Source organism: Sphingobacterium sp. UBA3519 (genome assembly GCF_002377215.1).
Lineage (GTDB): Bacteria > Bacteroidota > Bacteroidia > Sphingobacteriales > Sphingobacteriaceae > Sphingobacterium > Sphingobacterium multivorum.
On record NZ_DFPI01000037.1, the window covers coordinates 383,428 to 404,935 of the forward strand.

Genomic DNA, 21,508 nt, shown 5'->3' on the forward strand with positions numbered 1-21,508 from the left:
TAGGGGTTCGACTCCCTTGGAGCGCACAACTGAAAAGCCTAGTCATCATCTGTGATTAGGCTTTTATTTTTTAACTCGTTTTAATTTCTTAAATAAAACTATGCTAAACCTTGTAATATTTGGCCCTCCGGGTGCAGGTAAGGGAACCCAATCTGCAAAGCTTATTGAAAAATATCAATTGGTTCATGTTTCAACTGGTGATATTTTTAGAGCACACATTAAAGGTCAAACGCCACTTGGTCAACAAGTGAGCCAGATTATTGCTGAGGGAAATTTAGTGCCAGATTCGATTACGATAGCAATGCTGGAAGAGGAAGTAAAGAAAAATCCGGATGCAAAAGGATTTATTTTTGATGGATTTCCTCGTACTGTTGCTCAAGCTGAAGCATTGGATGCTTTTTTAGAAGGTATCAATACATCAATCTCGGTCGTAATCGCACTGGATGTGAATGAGGATGAATTAAAAGCACGCATCGCTAAACGTAAGGAAATTTCTGGTCGTGCGGATGATGATGCGGATAAATTGGTGAAGCGTATCGATGAATATTTCACAAAGACGATTCATGTGTTGCCGTATTACGAGGCACAAGGCAAGCTTTCTAAAGTGAATGGTATCGGCGATATCGATTCTATCTTTAAAAGTTTGACTGATATCATCGATAATTATTAATTAAGATAAGTATTTTCTAGACTGTAATAAATTGTAATGGCGCAAGGTTCGAATTTTGTTGATTATGTGAAAGTGTGTTGTCGTTCTGGACATGGTGGGGCAGGTTCGGCTCATTTGCACCGTGACAAGCACACCGCTACTGGTGGACCCGATGGTGGTGACGGCGGTCGTGGCGGACATATTATACTGAAAGGAACGACTAATCTCTGGACGTTACTCCATTTAAAATATCGTAAACATATTATCGCGTCAAACGGTGAGTCTGGCGGTAGTTCTTTGCGTACCGGGGCAACCGGACGTGATGAGATCTTGGAAGTGCCACTGGGTACGATTGCAAAGGATGCGGAGACGGGAGAGGTATTGTTCGATATCACAGAAGACGGTGAAACCAGAATATTGGTTCCGGGTGGAAAAGGCGGGCTGGGCAATTGGCATTTTAAGTCGCCGACACAACAGACACCACGGTTTTCGCAACCTGGTCTTCCGGGGAAAGAGCAGTGGATGATTCTCGAATTGAAGGTTCTTGCTGATGTTGGATTGGTGGGATTCCCGAATGCAGGTAAATCAACGTTGTTGTCCGTGGTCTCTGCTGCGAAACCAGAAATCGCGAATTACCCCTTTACAACACTGGTGCCTAATTTGGGTATGGTAAGCTACCGGGATAACCGTTCTTTTGTTATGGCCGATATTCCGGGTATTATCGAAGGGGCTTCGGAAGGAAAGGGATTAGGGTATCGTTTCTTGCGGCATATCGAACGAAATTCTGTTTTGTTGTTTATGGTGCCGGCCGATACAGATCGGACAATCCGGGAGGAGTACGCCATTCTATTGAATGAACTGACTGCATATAATCCCGAGTTGGCAGATAAACCTAAATTGCTGGCTATTACCAAGTCTGATATGCTCGATGATGAGCTGGAGAAGGAAATGGAGCTGGAGCTGCCGGAAAATGTACCCTATATTTTCATTTCGTCGGTGACCGGTAAAAATATATTGCCATTGAAAGATATGATCTGGAAAGCAATTAACTCTTAAGTTTAAATACATAAACAGAAAAGGCGCCCCNNGGGGCGCCTTTTCTGTTTATGTTAATTACGAATTTCTATCCTTAAACTTTCATTGCCCCCAGTTTTAGTGGTAACGGCAACTGGCTGATTTAAGAAACGCATTACAACTGACTCATTCAGCCACCAACTTATCCCTAATCCCAATTTTCAATCAGTTTTTAGTCAGTATTTATTCACTGTTTATTCAGTCTTCACTGAGCAAACACTGAACAAGCACTGAACGAACACTGAACAAGCACTGTTAAAAAGACGAATTTGATTCCTCCGTATTTCTAATTTTCTGCAACTAAAAATTAAAAGAAAAAAGCTGCGATTACGAAGCAAAAAGATCGCTGTTCTGTAGTAATAGGTCATTTTAACGGGAAGATGAACTAGCGCACAGCATAGTGCTCCAAAAAATGTATGTTTTTTAAGTTTTTTTATTAATTTCAACCTATTATTTAATCCCTGATGGACGACTGTTTTTCAGTTCCATCGCCAAACTAAATCTAAATGAAAACAGAAGACGAAAAGTATTGTGTAGAGTGCGGTAAGTTAATCAATATCAAGGCGGAGGTGTGCCCATTTTGTGGTGTGAGACAGCCTATTTTTTATGCTAACCAACCTTTTCAACAGCAAAACAACACCTTTCAGGATGACAGGTGGTTACCAGCACTGTTATTTTGTTTTTTTCTCGGCCCTTTTGGAGCGCATCGATTCTACTTGGGGCAAATTGGTACTGCTGTTATTCAGCTGCTTACCTTGGGGGGATGTGGTATCTGGTATCTAATCGATTTGATTATGATTATTGTCGGAAAATATAAAGATGCCAACGGTAATTATATCAAGAGTCCAATTAACAATAATTAATGATTTCGCTCGTCCTGAAATACCTTAAATGTCATTGGATATATTCGTTGGTGCTAGGGTATTTCGGGATTGCCATTGGCTTGTATCTTTTTACAGATATCCATATCCTTATTCCCTGTCTTTGGAAGAGTATCAGTGGTTCTGATTGTCCCGGTTGTGGGTTAACAAGAGCCTTTATCGCCTTGCTGCGGATGGAATGGCAAGAAGCTTGGTTAGAAAACCCGCTGATTTATATGCTTGTCCCATTATTGACTGTGCTGATTTTGAGGGACTTTATTCGGTTTCGGGAAGTCCAATCAATGGAAGGATAAAAAAATAAAAAATGTTTTCACTTTATAAGTGATATGTCGTAACTTTGTCTCCCGTGAAAATTAAAGTAGAGTCTTTACTGGTAGGTGCCTTAGGAAACGGTTTGTCAATCGTAATGATGCATTGTTAATTGATATTTAGCCCATTTGAGGGCTTTTTTTATATCCAGTCAAGAAGGCTTTAAAATTCATAAAAGTAAGGATACACATTTTTATAATATTACATCGATAATGACCAACTACAGCAAATTGCCTGCAATTTTAGTTTTAGAAGATGGTACAGTTTATCACGGTAAAGCCGCTGGTAAAATTGGTACGACTACTGGGGAGATCTGTTTTAATACAGGAACAACTGGTTATCAAGAGATTTTTACAGATCCATCTTATTTTGGACAAATCATGGTAACGACCAATGCGCATATTGGTAACTATGGTATTGATGCGGATGATACCGAATCAAATCAAATTCAGATTGCTGGATTAGTTTGTAAAAACTATAACATCAACTACAGCCGCAAAATGGCTGATGAATCGATCCAAAGCTACTTTGAGGAAGGAAATTTAGTTGGTATTTCTGATGTGGATACCCGTTCATTAGTGCGACATATTCGTGATAAGGGGGCGATGAATGCGATTATTTCTTCAGAAACATTGGATGTTGAAGAATTAAAACGTCAATTGGCGGAGGTTCCTTCAATGGATGGTCTGGAATTGTCTTCGAAAGTAACGACAGCTGAGCCTTATTTCTTCGGTAAAGAAAATGCTTCGTTGCGTGTTGCAGTTTTGGATTTGGGAATCAAGAAAAATATCTTGCGCAATTTTGAGGCTCGTGATGTATATACAAAGGTTTTTCCTGCGAAGACAACATTTGAAGAAATGGAGCAGTGGAATCCGGATGGTTATTTCATTTCCAATGGTCCTGGCGATCCAGCACCGATGGATTATGCTATCGAGACTGTAAAAGCTATTTTAAACGCAAATAAACCGATGTTTGGTATTTGCTTAGGTCACCAGATTTTAGCATTGGCAAATGGCATCCGCACAAGCAAGTTGCATAATGGACACCGTGGTATCAACCACCCCGTGAAGAACATTATCGCCAACCGCTGTGAAATTACGTCGCAGAACCACGGTTTTGGAGTTGTGGCTGAAGATATCCAAAATTCTGAGAACGTCGAAATTACACATGTTAATTTGAATGATCAGTCTATTGAAGGTATCCGTATCAAAGGACAGAAAGCATTTTCGGTGCAATATCACCCAGAATCATCACCGGGTCCGCATGACTCGCGCTATTTGTTTGATGATTTTGTAGCAATGATCAAAAACTAAATTGCACAATATTCTATAAAAAACCCTTCAGATTTTGAAGGGTTTTTTATTGTTTTTAGTTGAACAGTTATGCCGATGGAGCATATTTTATTTCATAATAAATAGGGGAATAAATACATTTTTTATTATATTTGATTGTGAAAAATGTCTGTAGATAAGAGTGTGTCTTATCTACACTAAGTAATGAAAATAAATTATAGTCTAATAAAGAGATGAGTTTAATTATCGATGTTCATGCGCGTCAAATTTTGGATTCGCGCGGTAACCCTACAATTGAGGTAGATGTTACTACACAAAATGGTTTTGTTGGTCGTGCAGCTGTTCCTTCAGGTGCTTCAACTGGTATTCACGAAGCAGTAGAATTACGTGATGGTGACAAGTCAAAATATCTAGGAAAAGGTGTTTTGAAAGCTGTTGAGAATGTAAACACTAAAATTGCAAAAGCGCTAGAAGGTGTAGATGTTTTCGAGCAAAATGCCATCGATAAAATCATGATTGATTTAGACGGTAGCGAAAATAAAGGAAACTTAGGCGCAAATGCTATTTTAGGAGTTTCTTTAGCTGTAGCGAAAGCTGCTGCACAAGAGTCACGTCAACCATTATACCGTTATATCGGTGGTGTAAATGCGAACACGTTACCTATTCCTATGATGAATATCATCAATGGTGGTTCGCACTCTGATGCACCTATCGCATTTCAGGAATTTATGATCATGCCTGTGGGTGCGCCTTCATTCTCTGAGGCTTTGCGTTGGGGTACTGAGGTTTTCCATACGTTGAAAAAAATCTTACATGACAGAGGTCTTTCAACTGCAGTAGGTGATGAAGGTGGTTTCGCGCCAACTTTTGAAGGTACTGAGGATGCTATCGAAACAGTTTTGAAAGCGATTGAAATTGCCGGTTACAAACCTGGTCAAGATGTTTGTTTAGCGTTGGATTGTGCTTCTTCTGAGTTCTACAAAGATGGTAAATACGATTATACTAAATTTGAAGGTGATAAAGGAGCTGTGCGTTCTAGCGAAGAGCAAGCAAGCTATTTGGCTGAATTAACAGCTAAATACCCTATTATTTCTATAGAAGATGGTATGGCTGAAGATGATTGGGCTGGTTGGAAAACATTGACTGACAAAATCGGTGACCATGTTCAATTAGTAGGTGATGATCTTTTTGTTACCAATACAAAACGTCTTCAACAAGGAATCGATACTCATACAGCAAACTCAATTTTAGTGAAAGTAAACCAAATTGGTTCATTGACTGAAACAATCAATGCGGTTACTTTAGCTCAAAATTCTGGTTACACTTCTGTGATGTCACACCGTTCGGGCGAGACTGAAGATGCGACTATCGCTGACTTAGCTGTAGCACTGAACTGCGGTCAGATTAAAACTGGTTCTGCTTCACGTTCTGATCGTATGGCTAAATACAACCAATTGTTACGCATTGAGGAGGAATTGGGTGGTAATGCACGTTTCATCGGTAAAAACTTTAAATACGCTAAAAAATAAGCGAAAGCTTATTTTTTATATAAAAAGCCGAAGTATTTTCTACTTCGGCTTTTTTTGTGGGCAAAATATGCTGAATGATTTTTTCTATAGTTGGCTTTAGCACCGGAACTGATATCATGTCTTAGAATAATGTATTTCCTGTGTTTTTGTTGGGATAGGTTAGATCCAAGTCGAATGTTGTATTCAGTTTTTTGATAAAATGTGTTGCCAGTAATGGCGATTCTATCTCAATATTCTGGTGGATAAAGAAATACAGTTTTTGCAACCCGTTTTCGCGCCATAGTTTCAGCACATCGATCCATTGATCTAGGCGATCGTAATCTGACGCGTGGTTGGCACCTACATACCGTATAAAAGCAGTCGGTGTGGTTAAGCGCATATGGAGCATGTCTCTACGGCCTGCGGTATCGACCAGTACGTTGGTCACGTTGGTTTCCTCCAGCAGCGCATAGAGTTCTTTTGTTACTTCGGGTTTGGAAAACCAATCTTTATTTCGTACCTCTAAGGCTAGAGGGACTTCTTTTGGCCAGTCATGAAGAAATAGTTTTAGACGGGCCATATCCTTTGGACTATAATTGTCGTGCATCTGTAAAAAGGCCATTCCCAGTTTCTCATCGAAATGAACAATGGAATCCGTAAACAACTTCACTTTATCACCCGTATTTAATAATCTGCTAAAATGGCTGATGGATTGTGGGATTTTTGGGAAGAACTTGAAGTTGGAAGGTGTTTTCTTTTTCCAGGTTTCTACCTGGTCTATGCCGGGCGAATTGTAGAATGTGGCATTGAGTTCAATGCTGTTAAATTGCGTGGAGTAATAAGCAAGTTCGTCTTTTGTACCTCTGGGGTAAAAGCCTTTTAAATCTTGTTTATTCCATTTTGCACAGCCTACAAATACCTCAAAAGATTGATCGTTTTTGAAATGCTGTAATAGGGTTAAGGTTTCCGGTGGAGTAGGAGGAAGGGTAAAATCGATTTCCTCCGGATGTTCAACTTGGCCGAATTTCATATTAGTTTTTTCTTAATTTATAATCAAATAATAGATGAGCCAACAGTGCCAATACCGTATAACATGTGCCTACGACAATAACACCGGGCCATTGGAAGTGTTGCCATGCTTGTGCAGCAAAAAAAGTGCCTGTTGATCCGCCAATAAAATAACTGACCATATATACGGTGTTTAGTCGGTTGTTGGCCCCGAGGTTCAGCGCATAGAAATCGCTTTGATTTAGGATGTGCATCGACTGTAGACCAAGATCAATGAGAATAACACCAAGAATGAGACCCCAATAGGTATAGCCAAAGAGGGTAAATAATAACCAGCTGAATAACATCAATAAGATCGCATATAAGATGATTTTTGCTTTGCCTATATAAATGGTTAGTTTATTGACAAAAGCAGCGGCAAGCGCACCATAGGCACCTACGAGACCAAAGGCTCCTGCAGTTGCGGGGCCATCAAAAAAAGGTGGGGCCGAAAGATGGAAAACAAGCGTTGTAAAAAAAGCGGAAAAAGCCCCAAATCCCATGGCTCCGCGAAATGCAGCCAACTGTAATACAGGTTGTTTTCTGGCAAAGTTCCAGACTGATCGCATCAATTCCTGGTAAGAACCTTTAAAATTAGGCAGCACCTCTGGTAGCTTGATTGCTATGGCGATGGCTGTAATGACCATAATTGCTGAGGCTATCCAGTACATTTCGCGCCATCCGAAATAGGAGCCGACAAACCCGCTTACAACTCTAGATAGTAATATACCGATCAGCAGGCCCGACATGACCATTCCGATCGCTGAAGCCTGCTTTTCTTTGCTCGCAAGCTCAGCGGCCATGGGCACAAAAACCTGCGGAATAACGGAGGTGAAACCTATCAGAAAGCTGAATAGCAGGATCGATAGGATAGAAGTGGACATGGCCATACCGACTAAAGAAAAAATAATGAAAAAGAAATCGATCAAGATCATTTTTTTTCGCTTAAACATATCCCCTAAGGGGACGATCAGTAACAGGCCAAAGGCATATCCGATCTGCGTTAACATGGCCGAATTACTGACCATGGCCTCGTCAATATGTAGGTCTTTGGCAATCAGGTCCAATAGTGGTTGATTGTAATAATTATTGGCGACAACCAAGCCTGTGGCGATGGTCATCAGCCACAAGGTTGCTTTGGATATTTCGTTTTCGGAATCTATTGTTTGCGACATGAGCGACTAATGTAATTCATCCCAGAGATCCTGAAATTTCTGTTTCAATGCTGCAACTTCCTGTTCCAATTGTCCAATTCGTTCGAGTAAGGTCTGGTCGTTCGAGGAGCTGCCTGCAGGAACGCTATTTTCATACGCTTCCAGGTTGATATCTCCTAATAAATGAATATAGCGGACTTCTTTATGCCCTATTTGTTTAGGCAGGGACTTCAAGTAGCCTTCTTGTGCCAATTTTTCCAATTGTTCATTGATTTCGCCCAATGATTCAAATTCATAAAGTCTTCCAGAGTTTGAATTAATTTCCCCGGCGGTCATTGGTCCTCTGAGTAGTAATAAGCAAACAATGGTTAATTCGGAAGGAACCAGTGGAAATTGTATGGCAAAATTGTGTTTATACTTTGTTACGCGAGATCCTCCGCCAACAACTGTCGAGATTAAGCCCTTTTTCTTTAATATATCCAATGTAGCGATAATATCTTCTTCTGTATATTGTACAACCGGTTTGCGGGAAGTCTTTTGATTACAAGCAGCTTGTAAGCTGTTGATTGTCATTGGATAATATTCTGGGGTTACTTTTGATTTTTCGATTAGTGAGCCTAGTACACGTTGTTCCATGGCAGACAATTGGGGCAAATGAGTTGTTTCCATTTATCTTGAAGAATATAAATTTATGATTGAATACAAGTATGCTGTTATGCAACGTAACATTGGCTTGCAGTTTGTTCCTTCTCAAAGATGCCCTTTTTCTCCTACAACTCCAAAAGATCTTTTTCTTATCTTCGCATGAGTAATAGAAGATTTTAAGGTGCTTAAGATAGCTTTTCGTCAAGAATTTGTCCATCCCGTCAAAGAGGGGCATCGATTTCCGATGCTGAAATACGAGTTGATTCCTTTACAGTTAAAACATGAAGGGCTGGCAGATGAGTCAAGTTTTTTCAGTCCTGAACTAGCAAGCTTTGAGACATGCTGTTTGGTCCATGATCCAGTGTATGTAAAGCAGTTGTTTGAGCTTACTTTGGATTCGAAAATGATCCGTAGAATAGGTTTTCCATTAAGTCAAAGCCTTGTTGATCGGGAGCGATATATCTTAGATGGGACGATCCGAAGCGCCGCATATGCACTTGAGTATGGTGTTGCTTTTACCATTGCAGGGGGGACACATCATGCCGGTTATGATTTTGGTGAAGGCTTTTGCCTGATGAACGATCAAGCGACTGCCGCCGGGTACCTGTTGAAGCATAACTATGCAGGTCGTATCCTTATTATTGATCTGGATGTACACCAAGGAAATGGTACTGCGCATATTTTTGAAGGACATAATCAGGTGTTTACCTTTTCAATGCATGGCGAGAAAAACTATCCCTTTGTCAAACAGCGTTCCCATTTGGATATCGGCTTGGAAGATCAGGTTACTGATGCGGAATATCTCACTTTATTGGAAGAAAATTTGGTTGATGTGTTCCGGAAATTTGAGCCTGATTTCGTTTTCTATCAGGCTGGAGTAGATATTTTACAAACAGATAAGCTGGGGAAATTGAATTTAAGCAGCAGTACCTGCCGTCGAAGAGATGAATTGGTCTTTCATATGTGCCATAAACACCATATCCCTATTCAGGTAAGTATGGGGGGAGGTTATTCTCCTGAAATTAAAGATATTGTCAATGCACATTGCCAGACTTTTAGAATAGCAATAGATTTATATAATTTATAAGATAAGAAATATGTTTTTTCACCAAGATGCAACTTTTGAAGCGTTATCCATTCATCGTGTAGGCAATAAAGCGCAAGATGAATTTTATATTTTGTCGGATGCCCCGGTATCTCTTGAAGGAGATGAAGTGTTGCCTGGACTATTGATGCAGTATTTTATGAGTCCTTTTGCAAAGGTGAATGAGGTATATCGCTTATATCATCCGAATGGAGAGCTGGAACTGAATGAGATTTTCTATTTTGCAAGACAGTATTTTAAGGAGCAGCTTCCATTTCACGATTTTTCCCAACAAATTTCAAAACACCTTTATGAGGTATCCAGCCATCCAAAAATTAAAGCTGGGGAGGTGTACGTAGTTGCCTTAAAGAATGTACAGATCGAAGGGGAAGAACATGATGCCATTGGTATATTCAAATCGGAGAATAAAGAGACTTATTTGAAAGTATATCCGGAGCAAGGTGCTTTTATGTTGGAATATGAGCAGGAGGCGATCAATATCAATAAACTGGACAAAGGCTGTATTATTATCAATGTAGAAGAAGAAGAAGGTTATAAGGTGCTGGTTCTCGATCAGACAAACCGTCAACAGGAGGCAGTATACTGGAAAGATGAGTTTCTACAGCTGCGCGTGCGTAACGATAACTTCAATCAAACAGGGAATTATCTAAAAGTCTATAAGAACTTTGTTCAGGAAAAACTAGATGAGACATTTGAACTGGAGAAAGCGGACAAAATTGATTTGATGAACAAATCCATGAATTACTTTAAGGAAAAAGAAACTTTTGTCCAAGAAGAATTTGAGGAGGAAGTACTGGGCAATCCGCAGGCTATTGCTTTATTTCAGGACTTTAAAGCTGGTTTTGAAGACGAATTTGACTCCCCATTTCAGGCAAGTTTTGAAATAGCAGATAAAGCGGTGAAAAAAATGGAATCTTCTTATAAGTCTGTTTTAAAGCTGGATAAGAATTTTCATATCTATGTTCATGGCAAACGTGAATATCTTGAGAAGGGGTACGATGAGGATAAAGGCATGAATTATTACAAGGTCTATTTTGAGAACGAAAGTTAATCGTTTTATAGCTTATTTGAATGGAGAAACGCGATAAAATAGCTGTTTTCACGGTAGTATTACTTCTGATTGGAATTTTTATTTTCTCCTTGGTTGAGCAACATAGCCAATGGATTGAGGCGTTTTATGCACGCGGGTTTTACCGTTCCTATAGTCATGTGCCAAGATTTATTTTTGGGTATGTTCCCTTTAGTTTAGGTGATCTATTTTATGTCCTAGTCGTTGCATTTCTACTCTATTCAATTGCTAAATTAATCGGAAATTTATGGAAAGGAAGATGGAAAAGTTCTTTTCGTTCGGTTTTGACTATGATCAATTTGGTATTAGGTCTCTATTTTTTCTTTTACCTATCATGGGGTATGAATTACTATCGTGAACCAATCAGTATAAATGCCAATTTGAAAGTTGATAGCTTAAAGTTAGCGGATTATCTCGTGGTTTTGAATGGGTTTTTGGACAGTACAAATAATCTGCGGGAACATGTGAATCCATCCGAATGGGAAGAGCATAAAGAAACTATTCAAAGGGATTTGAATACATGGGTACAACAGGATACGGCTTTTGCAGATTTCCTGTCAAGAGGTCAAATTAGGGCAAAATCACCCATAAATAGCAGGATAGTTTCTTTTTTTGGTGTCTCAGGTTATTTTAATCCGTTCACTCATGAAGCACATGTTAATAAAGCCATGCCGGTAACCTTTTTACCTTTTACTACAGTGCATGAACTTGCGCATCAACAGGGAATTGGTTTTGAAGACGAGGCGAATTTTATCGCTTTTGCTCGCTTACAGCGACATCCACAGATCTTTTACCGATATTCGGCTTATCTACAGACCACACTGTATATGTTACGTGAACTGCAGGTTATGTATCCTGATTTAGGAAAAGATTACAAGGGAAGATTAAGCGTGAAAGTATGGAAAGACGTGGAAAAAGAAAAGCAGTTTTGGAGTCAATACACAGGTTGGGTCGACGATGTGATGGGATTGTTTTATAATCAATACCTCAAGCACAACAATCAACAGGAAGGCATAGCACGATACGATCGGATGACACGGTTGGTGTTGGCCTATGAGCTTAAAAGAAGAGGCTGTAGATAATAATGAGCCCATTAAAAAAGGCGTATTAGAGAATAATACGCCTTTTTTATGGATTAAGGAATTTTGTTATTGTGTTGAAATTAGTTCAAATGTACCTTCAGTTCCGGCACTGCCCGAATAAATTTGCCCTTGAGGCAAGCCTCTCAATCCGGTGGGAGCGGTTTTAATCCGATCATAGATGTTTCTCAAGTCCGTGTTTGCATTGACAGCCCGCCCACCTGCTGCAACATCTCCATAAATATAATTAGGCGCTTTTTTATTTGTTGTCTGAGGTTTAAGGCTACCAGTTGTTAAATTGACTTTAATTTTTCCTCCGTTACCATTCGGAAAAGTTTTGGTGCCATTAAAAGCGTCATCTCCCTTTGCAATGATATAAAGAGAACCTAATTTTTGAAAATTAGCATTGATGTCAAAATTTGCACCATTATTCTTTCCATCTGTTCCATAGATGGTTGCTTTATTTCCAATTTCAGCATAACCAATTGTTAGCTTGACATTTTTCTTACCATAGAACGAAAGGGTAGAATTGTCTTTCATGATTAAGGTATCGATGTGCATGACAACAGTAGAGTCTCTATTATCGATATTTTTTTTCGCTTTTTTGCCAATTTCCAGTTTAGAAATATGTTGTGTTTCTTGTGCTTTCCCAGTGAAGGTCATTGCAAAGCAAAGAAAAAAGCCTAGAATAAATTTAAATTTCATAAAACTTTTAATTAATTGTAACTAACTAGTAGTTTGACAAATAAAAGGTAAAAGAGTTTAAAATTTAGCGAGATATTTTACAATTAATTTGGCAGTTTTCTCTGATGCGCCAGGAGAACCTAGCTTTTCGGCTAAAATATCATAGTTTTCCATCACACTTGCACGGTGAGCTTTGTTATTGATAAGTTCACCTACTTCATAGGAGATATCGTATGCCGTGCATTCGTCTTGAATCAATTCCCGTACTGATAAGAAATTGTTAATTAGATTGACTAGTGAGATAAATTTAACCTTGATGACTAATTTGGCAATCCATACCGATATTGGGTTAGCTTTATAAACGACAACCTGAGGTACTTTCAAGATACCTGTTTCGAGTGTAGCCGTTCCACTCGTTACGACTGCGGCTTCTGCGTTATGGAGAATGTCGTAGGTTTGATTGAAGATTACGGGAATATCAATACCTTTAAAAAATTGCTTGTAGTAGGCTTCATCAAAATTAGGCGCACCGGCAATGACAAATTGATGTCCAGGAAAGAAAAATGGAAGTTCGGCCATGATGGGAAGGAGGTTGGCAATTTCCATTTCGCGGCTTCCGGGTAAAAGGGCGATCAAGGGTTTTTCTGAAAATCCATGCTGCTCCCTGAACTTTGGGTTGAATTGATAGGCTGAAATCGCATCCAACAGCGGGTTTCCAACGTAATCAACGGGCATGCGCCACTTTTTATAAAAATCTACCTCAAAAGGCAGAATACAAAACATATGGCCGACAATCCGTTTGATTTTCTTTACGCGGCCTTGATTCCAGGCCCACACTTTAGGGGAAATATAATAACATGTTTTGATGCCATTTTTTTTTGCAAAATCAGCAATTTTCAAATTGAAGCCAGGGAAATCTATAAGAATGACGGTATCCGGTTTTTCTTTCAATAGATCATTTTTAACAAGTTTGAGATTCCTAGATATCTTGGGCAGATTTTTTAAAACCTCTATAAAGCCCATAAAGGCCATTTCTGAAGTATGTATCAGCGCTTTTTTTCCCGCCTCTGCTTGCATGAGATTGCCCCCTACGATTTGGAAAGTCGCATCGGGGTCTTCAATTTTTAATGCTTTAATAAGATTGGCACCATGTAAGTCTCCTGAAGTTTCACCTGCAATAAGATAGTATTTCATATGTCAATGATTTTATTCTTTATGATCTTATGAGATATCTTTTTTTCGTTAAAACTGCGTTTAGTCTTAACCATGGATATTTCATTCAAATGATCGTTTTTGAACTGTTAAAGATAAGATTATTCTAGGTATATGATGAATTCGAGCATATTATTCCATATCTTTAATTAAAGATGTTCAAGTTTTGAAGAAAATATCCGAAGTATAAAAGGTAAATAGTAATTTTGTCTTATGCAACGATTGTGGTCCTTAATAAGAAATAAGTATTTGTTAGCCGCTTTGGCTTTTCTCGTGTGGATGTTGTTTTTTGATCGAAATGACTTTGCCACGCAGTATAGTTATCAAAAGCAGAAAGCGAATTTGGAAAGTGAACGCTCCTTCTACCTTAAGGAAAATGCGGCTATCATTAAAACAATAAACGATATTCGATCAAATCCGCAGGAAGTACAACGTATTGCACGTGAGAAGTATAAGATGAAAAAAGATAATGAAGATATTTATGTGATTACTAAAGTAGCACCTAAAGAGAATCATTAAGATCTACGATATGATATAAAATGAGAAACAACGGCCATCATGTTTACATGACGGCCGTTGTTATATAGTATATAGATATGGGTATTTTAATTTGCGGCTTGGGCTACTAGACCAATATATAAAGGTTTCTTTTCATCATTAGCCTTGCCTATGAGTATTAATGAATAATAATAACCTTCAACCAATTTAATGTCGCTACGTGTTGCGATAGTTTTTCCGGCTTTATCACGAGCGGTGACAGTGAATGTGCCACTCTTTTGAGCAATAAATCCCTGATGGGCACTTGCTGAATTTTGTGTTTCTTGTGCTCTATTGGTCCATTCTGAGGGGGAAGCCTGATCGCCTATTTTCAGGGTAACTAAATCTGTACCTTCAGCAAGATTAAAGAAGCGTAAACCAGACTCTGTATTTTTGATGTCTTTATTGATTCGATCTGTTGTGATCACCTGTACGGGTTTGGCTTTAGTTCCAAATAAAAAGGATGTATAGATGGTGCTATCTTTGATTGTTACAGTTGTATCCGTTAATTTCGTGTTATATTCAGCGGAGACTGCAATTCTACGTGCTCCTGTAAATAGCCCAATTTGAGCATAACTCTTGAATCCCAATGGATAATTAGGGTTTTGAAGCGGGCCGCCGTCTGCAAAATATATAACTGCATTGGCATCCGTGTATCCATTAACCATGGTAAGCAATGCGGCAGGAATTGGCTGGTCATCGTTATCTTTTAGACAGCTTGTTAAAAAGAATGCCGCTAAAGCAATAGCAATAAAATTAAATAATCTATAGTTTTTCATAACCGTGTAATATTAAAATTTGTTTTTGTGACTCACATTGCGCTTGTGTTGTCTATTATACGGAGATGACTGACACTTTGCTACAGCGATTTGTAAAAATAATAAAAATCCATATTCAGACCTCGTTTTTTATTCCGATGACCGTTGTAAATGAATATATAGAGTAGTTGGTTGGACCGACAGCGGATCAATAAGGGTTTCTAGGCAAAATTTAGTCGGTGTGAGGGGAGGGATTTGGTTATGTCCGCTGCGCATTCTGATTCTGGTTCGTGTTTGGTTTAGCGCGAGGATTTGTATTGTTAAACTAGTAATCCTAATTTTGAAGTATGAACAATAGAATCAAAAGAATTGCGAAGGGAATGTTTGAGCAGTTTAGGCATCGTAAAATTACGGAATCTGAATTTGTACAGGCGGAGGCAAAAGCGAGGAATCTAGGAGGCTATATGGACGACTTCAACGTATTAATTGCGATGTGTAAGGACACCATTACGGGGAAGTATAAAATGGACAAATGGAATTTATCGATTATTATTGGAACGATACTTTATGTGGTTTCGCCAATTGATGCAATTCCCGATTTTATTCTCGTGGGCGGGTGGATCGATGATGTGGCCATTGTGGGTTATGCGATTCGCAAACTCAGCGCTGAGATGGAACAGTACAAGCGTTCAAAGTTTCCTGTCGAAACGAGATAAATAAAAAAAGCTACTTTTCTAAAGTAGCTTTTTTTATTTATTATTGAAGTTCAATTAGTGCTTAAAGTGTCTAACACCTGTTGTCACCATGGAAATTCCTTTTTCATTGGCCATATCAATTGATAATTGATCTTTAATTGAACCACCAGGTTGTAACACGGTTGCTATTCCAGCTTCCGAAGCAATCTCCACACAATCAGGGAAAGGGAAGAAGGCATCAGATGCCATTGCACAGCCTTTAAGGTCAAAACCGAAAGAAATTGCCTTCTCAATAGCTTGTTTCAATGCATCTACTCGAGACGTTTGCCCTACGCCTGAAGCAAACAAAGTACCATTTTTAGCAAATACGATTGTATTTGACTTGGTGTGTTTTACAATTTTGTTCGCAAAATAAAGATCCTCCAGTTGTTCTGCAGTTGGCTCTACTTGTGTTACCGTAACCATTTGTTCAGGTCCTTCAATCGTATTGTCTTTATCTTGAAGAATGACGCCATTCAATAAAGTTTTGAACTGTTGGCCAGGTAATGTAACCTCTTTACGAACCAAAATAATTCTGTTTTTCTTTGCGGTAAGTATATTGATCGCTTCTTCAGAATAAGAAGGTGCAATCAACACTTCGAAGAATAATTTATTAATCTCTTCAGCTGTTGCAGCATCAACTTGACCATTCGTTATTAAGACTCCACCGAAAGCTGAAACAGGATCACATGCTAAAGCATCTAACCAAGCTTGTTTGATTGTTGACCGTGAGGCAACTCCACAAGCATTTGTGTGTTTTAAGATCGCGAATGTAGGCTCTGTGAACTCATCAATCAAAGCAACGGCAGCATCAACGTCAACCAAATTGTTGTAAGATAGCTCTTTACCGTTCAATTTGTCAAACATCTTATCTAAGTCGCCGAAGAAAATACCTTTTTGGTGCGGGTTTTCACCATAGCGCAACACCTGCGCTTTTTGCTCAGATTGTTTAAAAACCTGAAGCGGATTTTCTTGATTGAAATAGTTGAAGATTGCCGTATCGTAATGCGAGGATGTATTGAATGCACGTTTAGCAAATTCTTTACGTTGTTCCAACGACGTATTACCTTCTTGGTTTGCTAGTATTTCTTCCAATTCTTTGTAATCATTTTTGGAAGAGATAATAACCACATCGTTAAAGTTTTTAGCGGCAGCGCGTATCAATGAAATTCCACCGATATCTATTTTCTCGATAATATCTTGTTCCGATGCACCGGAAGCAACAGTTTCTTCAAAAGGATACAAATCCACAATAACCAAATCGATCTCAGGTATTTCATACTGAGCAAGCTGTTGTTGATCCGACTCAAGCGGGCGGCGCGCCAAGATACCGCCAAATACTTTTGGATGCAATGTTTTTACACGGCCTCCTAAAATAGAAGGGTAGCTGGTGAGGTCTTCAACTGGAACAACATCTATACCTAAATCTTTGATAAATGTTTCTGTTCCACCAGTGGAATAGAAGGTAACACCGTATTTGTTTAATAATTCAACTAAAGGAGCGAGGCCGTCTTTATAATAGACTGAAACCAATGCATTTTTAATCTTTACAGGATGGTTCATTATGATGGATTTGTTTCGTGGCGCAAAGATAGGTATTTAAAATCTTGATATCAATAAATCAAGTACTTTAAATAGAAAGGAGAATCTGTTTACGAGATTCTCCTTTCTAGATTGTTTTAATTTTATACCAAATTGAGCTTTAATTTTAGCTCTTCAGAAATTTGGTTGGTGATTTCCCAGATTGGCTCTGGTTCATCGGTATTGTTAAATATGACCTGATCGCAAGTGTCCTGATACGGCAGTAGGTACTCGTTGTAGGAGGGTAGAACATGGTTTACCCATTTGTACATGACATCATCTTCAAAGTATCCCCGTTCAACCAGATCACGGTGTAAGCGTCGTCTTAACGCGATATCCTGATCAGCGCTTAAAAATATCTTATGATTGATTAAATTATTTATCTCTGTATAATAGAAAATGAATAGACCTTCAATAATTAAAATAGGTGCCGGTTTAATCTCTAATATTTTGGGTGTTAATGAAGGGTTGTTAAATGTATACTCTTCCTTATATATTGTCTCACCGTTAAAGAGAGCCTTGATATCTTTATAAAAAGCATCTCTGTCGATTGATGTCGGAATATCGAAGTTATAGAGCCTGTTTTCCTCCTGAGTTTTAGTATTGGCAGGGATGTAATAATCATCTTGGGAAATTAAGGTCACCTCATGTGGGTTAAAATGTTTTAAAAAGCTATTTAAAAAAAAAGTCTTCCCAGAACCACTACTTCCGGCAATTCCTATGACATACGGTTTGTTATTCATTCTTACTATGCTATAAAAGCTATTTTATTCTGTTAATTTTCTAGAGGTAATCCATACGCAATTTCAACCTGGAAGCGTTTATCAAGTGCGCCTATGCTCGCGGCGGCAGATTTTGACAACACGACAATTGCATTTTGGTTTTCGGCATTATCATTAAATTTACCAACCACTTTTGCATAAGTCACACTTTTGGTCATTGGGTTAGTAATTTTTAAAATAGTACCTACTGGAGCTGACTTATGAAGAGCGAGGTTGCTTGTACCTTGAGATGATAGCCCATCAATCCAGACGCCAATACCACGTTCGGACTTTTCACGTATTCCGTAGCGGTTTGTTGAAATTTGATTTTCTTCTTTATCATCACCGTCAGTAGAATCGGGGCTTACAATTTCGATTCCTTTAGGTTCAACTAATTTTGGTCGTTCAGGAGGCAGGGGCTGATTGGGGATCATGAGTTTCATTCCACCGCCAATAACATTATTTTTTAAGTTATTTGCTTTTTTGATGTCTTCAACAGAAATACTGAACCTTTTAGATATGGCATAAAGTGTCTCTTTCTCACCAACGATATATTCCGTGAAACCTTCTTGCTGCTGCGGATTACGCGGATTTTGCACTGTCATATTTCCACGGTCATTGTTTACTGTTGATTTCGCTTTACGACCTGTTGGAATCTTAACAATTTGACCCAGGCTTAATGTTCCATTACCGTTTATTTGGGTCAATTGGCCTACCGTCGTTTCATACTTTTTACTTAACTGGTAATAATTATCTCCTTTTTCAATTTTGAACAGCACGTATTCTTCACCATTGATTGCTTCTGTTCCTACTGAATCAGGGATAAAATCAGCGCGTAAAGAAGTTGAGTTTTTTGCTTCAACTTGTTGAATAGCTAATATCGCGATGGATAGAATAGCTATCTTTTTATATGTCTTTAATTCGAATAAAACTTTCATATATTTTGCAATTATACTAAATACGAAACAAACTCCCGTTTATTATCTGTCAAAAGGAATATTTGTTCGTGAATAAGAAAATAGATGTTGAAGAACTTTAGTCCTAGTTTGGAAACTGCAAGAGTAGTTGCTGTTATTTTTTCTTTTGTGGATTGCACTAACCTGATTTGATAACAATTATCTTTGTCTTTTTCATAGAAAACCCAAATAAAGTGGTCATTTACCCTATTAATCCAGATCTCGCCATCAATTGGGAAGTCCTTCAAAAAAAGGGGTATTTCACCATTGTAGATGATAGGATAGACGAGCGCACTGGCATAAGGTTTAATGGAATTCTCATTTTTGCTTTCAATCAACATCGTTTGGAGATTCAAAAATAGTTGTAATCCCTCTGCTATTACTTTGGGTCTAATAAGTAGTCCTTGGTCAACCATATTGATAAAAGTATAGTTGAACCAGGTTTCTTGTTGTTGTGGATTGTAACAATTGATTAGTTGTATGCCTGCATCAATTGGTGAATTATGCGCAATCTTCTTTAGTATCAATTTTTTACATTGGATTCCGCCTAATACCCATTCTTTGGCAATTGCCTTGAAGTCCCGTAAAACGTAAGTTCCTTCAAAAGTAATCACATTAAAATAGGGCAGGGTATCATCTGGATTTCTTGTCTCTACCGCAATCAATTTATTCTCCGCATCGATTTCGATCCGCCAAATCGGGTATGTAAAAATGAAATTGAATGCTTTTGAAATTGTGTGATTCGCCATGTAATTTTCAACCAAGAGGGCAAATTTACTAAAAGCTTTTAAATTATGGTTGCTGGGATGGTGATTAATGAAAAACGTCCAGACAAGCTGGACGTTTTTTCTGAGAAAAGGATCTCTTAAAATTTAGAGCCAATTGTCAATACCACATTGGTTCGTTGATTTTTTATATTGGCTATTGGACTTGTATTGCCAAAGTACTGTTCATCTATAAGGTAAGGTCTTTCTTCATATTTTATGGCATTATAAGCTCCTGTCAAATCAATATACATTCCCCGACCGAGTTTCGCACCAATACCTAAAGAAGCCGTATAGTTGGTATAATCTACATCTTTATAAGGATTGCCACTATAATTGAAACCAGCTCGACCACTTAATACATTATCAAATAAAACTTCACCACCGATTCGCGCATTAAATGCACCTTGGTAAGTATCTTTAATGTTTTGGTTCATGTTCTTTTCTAAACTTTTACTGTAGTTGCCAACATCTTTAAAACGCATGGCGGCATAATCTACCCATTCAACATCTGCGGTTATTAATCCTCTTGAAAAAACTTGACTAGCACCTACAGACAATTTATAGGGTGTATTCATATTGTATTCCAGGTAACTATGTCCTGCGTCATCACTGGTTCTGTATTCCTTGAAAGATTTATCTTCATCCCGATTAAAATAGCGGAATTCCGAATTGCTATAAGTTTCATCCCGAATACTCATAAATGTTGGCGACTTGGCTGTAAAGCCCATACTGAAAGTAGGTGTGAACTTATAGATTACCCCTAGTTTGAAATCTACACCTGTACCATCAGTTACTTGTATATAGTCATCAAATAACTCATAATCCTTGCCAAGAATTTTATTTTTTTCGACGTTTTTTGGATCTAAATATTCAGAACCTGGATTACGTTTTGCCAAATTTTCGGCGTTCAATGTTCTTCCATATTCAGTATACCAACTTGAATTGTCATAACTATAGGCTGTAAATCCTAAAGCTGCCCCCAAATATAATTTGTTGCTATAGTTTGCACCAAAAGATAATACAGATTCGGATTTACTGCCTTTTTCCAAAATAGAATTTACCTGATCAAAGCCATCCTTTCCATTAAAATTATCAAAGTCAGTAATAGGGAAATATCTTCCGTTATTGCCTGTTTCTTTATCAAATAATAAAGAGTTATTATAAACTTCCTGGCCCCAGCCATTCATACCGCCAGGTGACGATAGCTGGTCAGAATAAGCGTCAGAGATCGAACTTGTGTTATTTACTCCTCGATATTCTAGCAGATTATTATAGACATAATTGCGATTATAAGCAATACCGACATTGAAATTTAACCAGCCTTTATCTAAGTTGCCTCCGTTGCGATAAGTTGGCAAGTGAAAAACAATTCCAGCATTATCCAAGTTGAAATTATTCTTACTGCTATTTGAATTTTGGCCAAAATAGTCGGTTTTATTTTTATTGTTAAGGTATCTGGCTGTTACCGATACGTCAGACTGATTGAAGTAGCCCAAGCCGGCGGGGTTACTCGTAATCGAACTAATATCTCCACCTAATGCGGTAGAAGCGTTTCCCATGGCTTTAAAACGAGCTGTTCCACCATTGTCCCCTTGGGAAAATAAAAGTACATCTTTCGTATATTGCGCTTGAGTAGTCCCTGCTGCACCTAAAACGAATGCAGTTCCAAAAAGTAATTTTTTGATTGTCATATGCTGAAATGTCGT

22 protein-coding genes and 1 tRNA gene (1 of these 23 cut by a window edge) are annotated in these 21,508 nt (G+C 38.4%); 12 read left to right on the forward strand and 11 right to left on the reverse strand.

The genetic code is table 11. From position 1 onward, the window contains the following. From B3297_RS24485 to eno, 7 genes are all read left to right on the forward strand, one after another. A tRNA-Arg gene (locus tag B3297_RS24485) sits at positions 1 to 26 on the forward strand (it extends 102 nt beyond the left edge of the window). Between the two features lie 74 nt (positions 27 to 100). Then, a complete protein-coding gene (locus tag B3297_RS24490; RefSeq protein ID WP_046675448.1) occupies positions 101 to 670 on the forward strand; it encodes an adenylate kinase in 570 nt (189 codons plus the stop codon). A gap of 36 nt (positions 671 to 706) precedes the next feature. Then, a complete protein-coding gene (gene obgE / locus B3297_RS24495) occupies positions 707 to 1,705 on the forward strand; it encodes a GTPase ObgE (RefSeq protein ID WP_070567811.1) in 999 nt (332 codons plus the stop codon). 524 nt (positions 1,706 to 2,229) lie between these two features. Continuing rightward, the gene (locus B3297_RS24500; protein ID WP_046675450.1) at positions 2,230 to 2,586 is read left to right on the forward strand and encodes a TM2 domain-containing protein; all 357 of its coding nucleotides are present in this window, start codon (positions 2,230 to 2,232) and stop codon (positions 2,584 to 2,586) included. Then, the gene (locus B3297_RS24505; protein ID WP_115050671.1) at positions 2,586 to 2,897 is read left to right on the forward strand and encodes a DUF2752 domain-containing protein; all 312 of its coding nucleotides are present in this window, start codon (positions 2,586 to 2,588) and stop codon (positions 2,895 to 2,897) included. Before B3297_RS24500 ends, B3297_RS24505 begins: the two co-directional genes overlap by 1 nt. 228 nt (positions 2,898 to 3,125) lie before the next feature. Further along, on the forward strand, positions 3,126 to 4,226 hold the full coding sequence (gene carA / locus B3297_RS24510) for a glutamine-hydrolyzing carbamoyl-phosphate synthase small subunit (protein WP_070567807.1): 1,101 nt from the start codon (positions 3,126 to 3,128) through the stop codon (positions 4,224 to 4,226). 212 nt (positions 4,227 to 4,438) lie between these two features. Further along, positions 4,439 to 5,734, forward strand: a complete 1,296-nt coding sequence (gene eno / locus B3297_RS24515; protein WP_046675452.1) for a phosphopyruvate hydratase — start codon at positions 4,439 to 4,441, stop codon at positions 5,732 to 5,734. A gap of 121 nt (positions 5,735 to 5,855) precedes the next feature. Here the strand turns inward: eno and B3297_RS24520 are convergent, their stop codons facing one another. Genes B3297_RS24520 through B3297_RS24530 form a run of 3 tightly spaced genes read right to left on the reverse strand, consistent with a single transcriptional unit; the run spans position 5,856 to position 8,583 of the window. Next, positions 5,856 to 6,743: a DUF72 domain-containing protein gene (locus tag B3297_RS24520; RefSeq protein WP_070567803.1), complete on the reverse strand. Its 888-nt coding sequence runs from the start codon at positions 6,741 to 6,743 to the stop codon at positions 5,856 to 5,858. Between the two features lies 1 nt (position 6,744). Next, a complete protein-coding gene (locus B3297_RS24525; protein WP_286779660.1) occupies positions 6,745 to 7,935 on the reverse strand; it encodes an MFS transporter in 1,191 nt (396 codons plus the stop codon). A gap of 6 nt (positions 7,936 to 7,941) precedes the next feature. Beyond that, the gene (locus B3297_RS24530) at positions 7,942 to 8,583 is read right to left on the reverse strand and encodes a YceH family protein (protein WP_070567799.1); all 642 of its coding nucleotides are present in this window, start codon (positions 8,581 to 8,583) and stop codon (positions 7,942 to 7,944) included. 157 nt (positions 8,584 to 8,740) lie between these two features. Between B3297_RS24530 and B3297_RS24535 the strand changes: the two genes are divergently transcribed. The 3 genes from B3297_RS24535 to B3297_RS24545 are packed head-to-tail and all read left to right on the forward strand — an operon-like array spanning position 8,741 to position 11,815. Further along, complete coding sequence (locus tag B3297_RS24535) at positions 8,741 to 9,646, forward strand: histone deacetylase family protein (RefSeq protein ID WP_070567797.1); 906 nt, start codon at positions 8,741 to 8,743, stop codon at positions 9,644 to 9,646. A 10-nt stretch (positions 9,647 to 9,656) separates the two neighbouring features. Next, the gene (locus B3297_RS24540) at positions 9,657 to 10,715 is read left to right on the forward strand and encodes a nucleoid-associated protein (RefSeq protein WP_070567795.1); all 1,059 of its coding nucleotides are present in this window, start codon (positions 9,657 to 9,659) and stop codon (positions 10,713 to 10,715) included. 20 nt (positions 10,716 to 10,735) lie between these two features. Further along, complete coding sequence (locus B3297_RS24545) at positions 10,736 to 11,815, forward strand: DUF3810 domain-containing protein (RefSeq protein ID WP_070567793.1); 1,080 nt, start codon at positions 10,736 to 10,738, stop codon at positions 11,813 to 11,815. Between the two features lie 66 nt (positions 11,816 to 11,881). On the opposite strand, the gene B3297_RS24550 is transcribed toward B3297_RS24545, so the two are convergent. Together B3297_RS24550 and lpxB are read right to left on the reverse strand one after the other, a co-directional pair. Then, positions 11,882 to 12,517 (reverse strand): hypothetical protein, encoded by a 636-nt coding sequence (locus B3297_RS24550; RefSeq protein ID WP_046675459.1) that lies wholly within the window; start codon positions 12,515 to 12,517, stop codon positions 11,882 to 11,884. Positions 12,518 to 12,574: 57 nt separating this feature from the next. Continuing rightward, entirely contained in the window at positions 12,575 to 13,690 is a 1,116-nt protein-coding gene (gene lpxB, locus B3297_RS24555) for a lipid-A-disaccharide synthase (RefSeq protein ID WP_070567791.1), read from the reverse strand. A 231-nt stretch (positions 13,691 to 13,921) separates the two neighbouring features. On the opposite strand from lpxB, the gene B3297_RS24560 reads away from it, so the two are divergent. Further along, positions 13,922 to 14,227: an FtsB family cell division protein gene (locus B3297_RS24560; RefSeq protein WP_070567789.1), complete on the forward strand. Its 306-nt coding sequence runs from the start codon at positions 13,922 to 13,924 to the stop codon at positions 14,225 to 14,227. A gap of 86 nt (positions 14,228 to 14,313) precedes the next feature. On the opposite strand, the gene B3297_RS24565 is transcribed toward B3297_RS24560, so the two are convergent. Then, on the reverse strand, positions 14,314 to 15,024 hold the full coding sequence (locus B3297_RS24565) for a DUF4397 domain-containing protein (RefSeq protein ID WP_070567787.1): 711 nt from the start codon (positions 15,022 to 15,024) through the stop codon (positions 14,314 to 14,316). Between the two features lie 326 nt (positions 15,025 to 15,350). Here B3297_RS24565 and B3297_RS24570 point away from each other — a divergent pair, with 326 nt between their 5' ends. Continuing rightward, a complete protein-coding gene (locus B3297_RS24570) occupies positions 15,351 to 15,719 on the forward strand; it encodes a YkvA family protein (RefSeq protein WP_053003880.1) in 369 nt (122 codons plus the stop codon). Positions 15,720 to 15,773: 54 nt separating this feature from the next. On the opposite strand, the gene purH is transcribed toward B3297_RS24570, so the two are convergent. The 5 genes from purH to B3297_RS24595 form a co-directional block, all read right to left on the reverse strand. Beyond that, entirely contained in the window at positions 15,774 to 17,300 is a 1,527-nt protein-coding gene (gene purH / locus B3297_RS24575) for a bifunctional phosphoribosylaminoimidazolecarboxamide formyltransferase/IMP cyclohydrolase (RefSeq protein WP_070567785.1), read from the reverse strand. A 122-nt stretch (positions 17,301 to 17,422) separates the two neighbouring features. After that, positions 17,423 to 18,061, reverse strand: coding sequence for a uridine kinase family protein (locus B3297_RS24580; protein WP_046675464.1), 639 nt, complete (start codon positions 18,059 to 18,061; stop codon positions 17,423 to 17,425). Between the two features lie 32 nt (positions 18,062 to 18,093). Further along, positions 18,094 to 19,017, reverse strand: coding sequence for a LysM peptidoglycan-binding domain-containing protein (locus B3297_RS24585; RefSeq protein ID WP_286779661.1), 924 nt, complete (start codon positions 19,015 to 19,017; stop codon positions 18,094 to 18,096). Between the two features lie 11 nt (positions 19,018 to 19,028). Further along, positions 19,029 to 19,784 carry a hypothetical protein gene (locus B3297_RS24590; protein ID WP_070567781.1) on the reverse strand — a complete coding sequence of 252 codons (756 nt, stop codon included), beginning with the start codon at positions 19,782 to 19,784 and terminating at the stop codon, positions 19,029 to 19,031. Between the two features lie 116 nt (positions 19,785 to 19,900). Beyond that, positions 19,901 to 21,493 (reverse strand): OmpP1/FadL family transporter, encoded by a 1,593-nt coding sequence (locus B3297_RS24595; protein ID WP_070567778.1) that lies wholly within the window; start codon positions 21,491 to 21,493, stop codon positions 19,901 to 19,903. Positions 21,494 to 21,508 lie beyond the last annotated feature (15 nt).

Excerpts from the sequence above, each read along its gene's own strand:
- B3297_RS24490 (WP_046675448.1), top strand. The coding sequence starts at position 101 with ATGCTAAACCTTGTAATATTTGGCCCTCCGGGTGCAGGTAAGGGAACC.
- obgE (WP_070567811.1), top strand. The coding sequence starts at position 707 with ATGGCGCAAGGTTCGAATTTTGTTGATTATGTGAAAGTGTGTTGTCGT.
- B3297_RS24500 (WP_046675450.1), top strand. The coding sequence starts at position 2,230 with ATGAAAACAGAAGACGAAAAGTATTGTGTAGAGTGCGGTAAGTTAATC.
- B3297_RS24505 (WP_115050671.1), top strand. The coding sequence starts at position 2,586 with ATGATTTCGCTCGTCCTGAAATACCTTAAATGTCATTGGATATATTCG.
- carA (WP_070567807.1), top strand. The coding sequence starts at position 3,126 with ATGACCAACTACAGCAAATTGCCTGCAATTTTAGTTTTAGAAGATGGT.
- eno (WP_046675452.1), top strand. The coding sequence starts at position 4,439 with ATGAGTTTAATTATCGATGTTCATGCGCGTCAAATTTTGGATTCGCGC.
- B3297_RS24520 (WP_070567803.1), bottom strand. The coding sequence starts at position 6,743 with ATGAAATTCGGCCAAGTTGAACATCCGGAGGAAATCGATTTTACCCTT.
- B3297_RS24525 (WP_286779660.1), bottom strand. The coding sequence starts at position 7,935 with ATGTCGCAAACAATAGATTCCGAAAACGAAATATCCAAAGCAACCTTG.
- B3297_RS24530 (WP_070567799.1), bottom strand. The coding sequence starts at position 8,583 with ATGGAAACAACTCATTTGCCCCAATTGTCTGCCATGGAACAACGTGTA.
- B3297_RS24540 (WP_070567795.1), top strand. The coding sequence starts at position 9,657 with ATGTTTTTTCACCAAGATGCAACTTTTGAAGCGTTATCCATTCATCGT.
- B3297_RS24545 (WP_070567793.1), top strand. The coding sequence starts at position 10,736 with ATGGAGAAACGCGATAAAATAGCTGTTTTCACGGTAGTATTACTTCTG.
- B3297_RS24550 (WP_046675459.1), bottom strand. The coding sequence starts at position 12,517 with ATGAAATTTAAATTTATTCTAGGCTTTTTTCTTTGCTTTGCAATGACC.
- lpxB (WP_070567791.1), bottom strand. The coding sequence starts at position 13,690 with ATGAAATACTATCTTATTGCAGGTGAAACTTCAGGAGACTTACATGGT.
- B3297_RS24560 (WP_070567789.1), top strand. The coding sequence starts at position 13,922 with ATGCAACGATTGTGGTCCTTAATAAGAAATAAGTATTTGTTAGCCGCT.
- B3297_RS24565 (WP_070567787.1), bottom strand. The coding sequence starts at position 15,024 with ATGAAAAACTATAGATTATTTAATTTTATTGCTATTGCTTTAGCGGCA.
- B3297_RS24570 (WP_053003880.1), top strand. The coding sequence starts at position 15,351 with ATGAACAATAGAATCAAAAGAATTGCGAAGGGAATGTTTGAGCAGTTT.
- purH (WP_070567785.1), bottom strand. The coding sequence starts at position 17,300 with ATGAACCATCCTGTAAAGATTAAAAATGCATTGGTTTCAGTCTATTAT.
- B3297_RS24580 (WP_046675464.1), bottom strand. The coding sequence starts at position 18,061 with ATGAATAACAAACCGTATGTCATAGGAATTGCCGGAAGTAGTGGTTCT.
- B3297_RS24585 (WP_286779661.1), bottom strand. The coding sequence starts at position 19,017 with ATGAAAGTTTTATTCGAATTAAAGACATATAAAAAGATAGCTATTCTA.
- B3297_RS24590 (WP_070567781.1), bottom strand. The coding sequence starts at position 19,784 with ATGGCGAATCACACAATTTCAAAAGCATTCAATTTCATTTTTACATAC.
- B3297_RS24595 (WP_070567778.1), bottom strand. The coding sequence starts at position 21,493 with ATGACAATCAAAAAATTACTTTTTGGAACTGCATTCGTTTTAGGTGCA.